7 protein-coding genes are annotated in these 5,243 nt (G+C 74.2%); all 7 read left to right on the plus strand.

What is annotated here, in order from left to right; all coding sequences use genetic code 11:
* Positions 1-507: RibD family protein (locus H5J29_RS19790; RefSeq protein WP_181782537.1), on the plus strand; the 507-nt coding region annotated here is incomplete at its 5' end.
* Between the two features lie 14 nt (positions 508-521).
* Complete coding sequence (locus tag H5J29_RS19795) at positions 522-1,160, plus strand: riboflavin synthase (RefSeq protein WP_181782538.1); 639 nt, start codon at positions 522-524, stop codon at positions 1,158-1,160.
* Positions 1,161-1,165: 5 nt separating this feature from the next.
* Positions 1,166-2,473 (plus strand): bifunctional 3,4-dihydroxy-2-butanone-4-phosphate synthase/GTP cyclohydrolase II, encoded by a 1,308-nt coding sequence (locus H5J29_RS19800; protein WP_181782542.1) that lies wholly within the window; start codon positions 1,166-1,168, stop codon positions 2,471-2,473.
* Between the two features lie 28 nt (positions 2,474-2,501).
* Positions 2,502-2,984, plus strand: a complete 483-nt coding sequence (gene ribH / locus H5J29_RS19805; RefSeq protein WP_181782539.1) for a 6,7-dimethyl-8-ribityllumazine synthase — start codon at positions 2,502-2,504, stop codon at positions 2,982-2,984.
* Positions 2,981-3,475 (plus strand): PH domain-containing protein, encoded by a 495-nt coding sequence (locus tag H5J29_RS19810; protein WP_181782540.1) that lies wholly within the window; start codon positions 2,981-2,983, stop codon positions 3,473-3,475. Before ribH ends, H5J29_RS19810 begins: the two co-directional genes overlap by 4 nt.
* A gap of 30 nt (positions 3,476-3,505) precedes the next feature.
* Positions 3,506-4,150, plus strand: coding sequence for an MSMEG_1061 family FMN-dependent PPOX-type flavoprotein (locus H5J29_RS19815; RefSeq protein ID WP_246394076.1), 645 nt, complete (start codon positions 3,506-3,508; stop codon positions 4,148-4,150).
* A gap of 305 nt (positions 4,151-4,455) precedes the next feature.
* The coding region (locus H5J29_RS19820; RefSeq protein WP_181782541.1) for an HAD family hydrolase at positions 4,456-5,243 on the plus strand (788 nt) is incomplete at its 3' end.

Genomic DNA, 5,243 nt, shown 5'->3' on the forward strand with positions numbered 1-5,243 from the left:
GACGGCACCAGCCGGTGGATCACCGGGCCCGAGGCCCGCGCGGAGGTGCACGAGTTCCGCGCCCACGTGGACGCGATCGTGGTCGGCACCGGCACGGCCCTGGCGGACGATCCCGCCCTCACCGCCCGGTACCCGGACGGCACCGAGCGCGAGCACCAGCCGCTGCGGGTCGTCGTCGGCCACAGCGACCTGCACCCGGGTTCCCGGCTCGACGCTCCGGACGTGCTACACCTGCGCACACACTCACCCGACGACGTGCTGAAGGCGCTCACCGACCGCGGTCTGGTCGACGTGCTCCTGGAGGGCGGTCCGCGACTGGCGGGGGCCTTCGTCCAGGCCGGCCGGGTGGACCGGGTGCTGGCCTACCTCGCGCCCGCGTTGCTCGGTGCGGGACCCGCCGCGCTGGGCGAGGCGGGGGTGGGAACGATCGCCGACATCAGGCGGTTGCAGGTGGACACGGTCCGCGTCGTGGGCGCGGACGTGCTGGTCGACGCTCGACCGGTCTAGGGAGAGGACGAGGGATGTTCACGGGGATCGTGGAGGAGGTCGGCGAGATCGTCGACGTCCGACAGTCCGGCGAGGTGGTGGTGCTGACCGTGCGCGGCCCGCGCGTGTCCGGCGACGCCGCGCACGGCGACTCGATCGCGGTGAACGGCTGTTGTCTCACCGTGGCGGACCCGGACGGCGCAGGCCCGGTCCAGGGTGACACCTTCCGCCTCGAGCTCGTGCCCGAGACCCTGAAGCGCACCTCGCTCAGCGGCGCCGCCGCGGGCGGCCGGGTCAACCTGGAGCGGGCGCTGCAGGCGGGCGGCCGGTTCGGCGGACACATCGTGCAGGGCCACGTCGACGGCGTCGGCACCCTGCTGGAGCGGACCCCGGGCGAGCGGAGCGACGAGGTGCGCTTCGGCCTGCCCGCCGACCTGGCCCGGTACGTGGTCGAGAAGGGCTCGATCACCGTGGACGGCGTGTCGCTCACCGTCGCCGCGACGGACGGGGACTCGTTCACCGTGGCCCTCATCCCGACCACGCTGGCGGACACGACACTCGGCCTGCGCAGACCCGGCGACCCCGTCAACCTCGAGGTGGACGTGCTCGCGAAGTACGTGGAGAAGCTGACCGCCGGCTACCTGGGCGGTACCCGGAAGGACGGTGCGCAGTGACCGAGATCGCTCACCAGGGGGCCGCGGCGGCCGCCGGCCTCGCGGGCGGCTTCGAGAAGATCGAGCGCGCGCTGCGGGACCTCGCCGAGGGCAAGCCCGTCGTCGTGGTGGACGACGAGGACCGCGAGAACGAGGGCGACCTCATCTTCGCGGCGGAGAAGGCCACCCCCGAGCTGGTCTCGTTCGTGGTCCGCTACACCTCCGGGTACGTGTGCGTGGCGCTGACCGACTCGGAGTGCGACCGCCTCGACCTCCCGCCGATGCACCACACCAACGCCGACGCCTACCGCACGGCCTTCACCGTGACGGTGGACGCCAAGGAGGGCGTCAGCACGGGGATCTCGGCCGCGGACCGCGCCCACACCATCCGGCTGCTGGCGAACCCCGGCACGCAGCCGAGCGACCTCGTGCGGCCCGGCCACGTGCTGCCGCTGCGCGCCCGCGAGGGCGGCGTGCTGCGCCGCCCGGGACACACCGAGGCCGCCGTCGACCTCACGCGGATGGCCGGTCTCTCGCCGGCGGGCGCGCTCTGCGAGATCGTCTCCCAGAAGGACGACGGCGAGATGGCCCGCGGCGACGAGCTGCAGGTCTTCGCGGACGACCACGAGCTCACCCTGGTCACCATCGCCGACCTGATCGGCTACCGGCGGCGCTTCGAGAAGCACATCCAGCGCGTCGCGCAGGCCCGGATCCCCACCGACCACGGCGAGTTCGTGGCCTTCGGGTACGACTCGCTGCTCGACGGCATCGAGCACATCGCCATGGTCAAGGGGGACGTCGGCACGCCGGACGGCTCCGGCGAGGACGTGCTGGTCCGCGTGCACTCCGAGTGCCTCACCGGGGACGTCATGGGCTCGCTGCGCTGCGACTGCGGCCCCCAGCTCGACGCCGCCCTGCAGGCCGTGGCGGACGAGGGCCGCGGCGTGGTCCTGTACATGCGCGGGCACGAGGGCCGGGGCATCGGCCTGCTGCACAAGCTGCAGGCCTACCAGCTGCAGGAGGCGGGCGCGGACACCGTGGACGCCAACCTCGCGATGGGCCTGCCCGCCGACGCCCGGGACTACGGCATCGGCGCGCAGATCCTGTCCGACCTCGGCGTCAAGTCGATGCGCCTGCTCACCAACAACCCGGAGAAGCGCGCCGGGCTCGAGGGCTACGGGCTGCGGATCACCGAGCGGATCGCGATGCCGATCCGGCCGAACCCCGAGAACCTCCGCTACCTGCGGACCAAGCGGGACCGGATGGGCCACGACCTGCCGGACCTGGGCGAGACGGGCGGTCCGGGCAACCTCACGGACGGCCTGGGCGGCTGAGCCCCGGCACGCCTGGGAGAATGACACCGTGAGTGGTGAGGGACGGCCCGAGGACGCGGGCGATCTGACGGGCGCGGCGGGACTGCGCGTGGGTGTCGTGGCGGCGACCTGGCACGCCGAGGTGGTGGACGCGCTCCTGGCGAGCGCGCTGGAGACCGCGGAGAAGGCGGGTGCCGTGCCCACCGTGGTGCGGGTCCCCGGGACCATCGAGCTCCCGGTCGTGGCGCAGGAGCTGGCCCGCACGCACGACGCCGTCGTCGCCCTCGGCGTGGTCGTGCGCGGCGGCACCCCGCACTTCGAGTACGTGTGCGACTCCGTGACCGCGGGGCTGACCCGGGTGTCGCTCGACGAGCGCACGCCGGTGGGCAACGGCGTCCTCACCACGAACACCCTCGAGCAGGCCGTGGACCGCAGTGGCGCTCCCGGGAGCAGCGAGGACAAGGGCGCCGAGGCCACCGCGGCCGCCCTGCGCACCGCCATCGTGCTCGGCGAGCTGCGGGAGCTGGCATGAGCGAGGGTGTCGGCTCCGCAGGCGCGGACACCGCGGTCGAGGCCCCGATCGGACGCGGCCCCGGCGCGGTGACGATCCGCCCCCGGCTCGCCCTCTGGCTGGGCTGGGGCTCCGCGGCGCTCACCGTGGTGGTCTTCGTGGTGATCGCGGTCATCCTCCGCAACACCGCGACCGGGGTGTTCTTCCGGTTCGCCGACCAGGTGGCGATGGTGCTGCTGGGGCTGTTCATCGCGGGCGGGCTGGCGTTGTTCGCGCGGCCGCGGGTGCGGGCGGACGAGCGGGGGATCGAGGTCCGCAACGTGGCCCTCGCCAAGACGCTGCCCTGGTCCGCGGTGGAGGCCGTGTCCTTCCCCGACGGCGCCTCGTGGGCCCGCCTCGACCTGCCGGACTACGAGTACCTCCCGGTGCTCGCGCTGCAGGCGGTGGACCGGCAGCACGCCGTCGTCGGCATCCGGCGGATCCGGGCGCTGCACGCCGCCGCCCGCGCCTGAACCGTCGGTCCCGACCGTTACCGTGTCGGCATGGACGCGGCCACGGCGCAGCAGGACATGCGGGTGATCAGCACCCTCGACGAGCTGCGCGAGGTGGTGCCCGAGCCGCACCCCTCGCTGTGGGAGAAGGACATCGGGCGGATCGACCCCACCGCCCGCACGTTCATCGAGACCTCGCCCTTCCTGCTGCTCGCCACCTCGGCGCCGGACGGCACGTGCGACGTCACGCCGCGCGGCGATCCCGCGGGCAGCGTCCTGGTGCTCGACGAGCACACCATCGTGATCGCCGACCGCCGGGGCAACCGCAGGCTGGACGGCCTGCGCAACGTCCTCGCCAACCCGCACGTCGGCCTGCTCTTCGTCGTCCCGGGCCGCTCGGACACGCTGCGGGTGAACGGCACCGCCCAGGTGGTGAGCGAGGCCCCGTTCTTCGACCGCCTCGTGGTGGAGGGCTCGCGGCCGGTGCTCGCGCTGGTCGTCCGTGTGGAGGAGCTCTTCCTGCACTGTGCGAAGGCCTTCCTGCGGGCCGGGCTCTGGGATCCGGCGAGCTGGCCGGACCGCGCGGCCGTGCCCAGCCCGGGCGAGATGGTCCGGTCCATGCGGGATCTCGACGCCTCGGTCGTCCCGGAGATCGACGCGATGCTGGAGCGGGACGCCGCGCAGAACCGCTACTAGGCCGTGTCCCTCCACGCGGCGCCGCCGGGCCGGGTGAGCCGCGTCGTTCCCGGCAAGGCAGCCGGGCGGCCCTCATATCGGGCGTACTCGGGTGGTCCGGCAACGCCGACGGGGGCGGTGGTGGCGGAGTGAGAGACACGGCCTCGCACACCGCACGGACATTTCGGCGCGCGGCGGCGACCGCTCGGCGCGGGAACCGACTCGACGGTGAGGTTCCGGCCGGAACCACCTCCACACTTCTTCGCGCAGCGTGAGCAGACGCGCACGGAGAGCTGGGCAACGGCGCCCGGTGGCGAGGTGGGTGCATGGCGTTCGGGGTCGGCGGTGCGGGTGTGTGGCAGACCCGGGGGATCGGCCGCTCCCTCGGGGTGCAGCCGGGCGGCAGGCATGCCGTGGAGGCGCCCGCCGGGTCCCCCGTACCGTCCGCCGGGCGTCGGCCCCGGGCGGTGCTGGTGGACGTCTACGGCTCGATGCTCCGGCTCTCACCGCTGCGCCGCCGGTTCACCGATGTCGGCAGGCCGGAGCACGAGTACGACCTGTTCCTCGCCCTGGCCCTGCGGGACGCGATGGGCCTCGCGCTGACCGGGACGCCCGCGGAGTTCGAGGGCGTGCTGCGAGACGCCGTCCACGCCGCGACCCAGCACAAGCTGACCGCGGAGGCGGTGGACCACGTCCTGTGCGGCCTCCGCGCGCTGCCCGCCCACGCCGACGCGGAGCCCGCCCTCACGGTGTTCGCCCGCTCCCGCATCCCCGCCTGGGCGGTGGGCCAGGGGAGCGGCGAGCGGATCTCGGGCGCCCTCGACTCCGAGGGACTCCGCTCCTTCCTGCGCGGCACGGTCGCCACGGACGACCTCGGCACCGTCGTCCCGCACCGGGACGCCTACCTGCTGGCCTGCGCCGCCGCCCGCGTCGACCCCGCGACGACGGCCTTCGTGTCCGCGCACCCGTACCTGGTGCACGGCGCGATGGAGGCCGGGCTGGTGGGTGCGCTGGCCCTGCGGGACGGCGCCCGCGCGCCGCAGACGATGCCTCCGGCGCATGTCTGCGGGGCGACCCTGGTCGAGGCCGCGGAGAAGCTGCTCGCCCTGCCGGC

The organism is Pseudonocardia pini, assembly GCF_013870575.1.
In the GTDB taxonomy this organism is placed as follows: Bacteria; Actinomycetota; Actinomycetes; order Mycobacteriales; family Pseudonocardiaceae; genus Pseudonocardia; species Pseudonocardia pini.

Excerpts from the sequence above, each read along its gene's own strand:
- H5J29_RS19795 (WP_181782538.1), top strand. The coding sequence starts at position 522 with ATGTTCACGGGGATCGTGGAGGAGGTCGGCGAGATCGTCGACGTCCGA.
- H5J29_RS19810 (WP_181782540.1), top strand. The coding sequence starts at position 2,981 with ATGAGCGAGGGTGTCGGCTCCGCAGGCGCGGACACCGCGGTCGAGGCC.
- H5J29_RS19815 (WP_246394076.1), top strand. The coding sequence starts at position 3,506 with ATGGACGCGGCCACGGCGCAGCAGGACATGCGGGTGATCAGCACCCTC.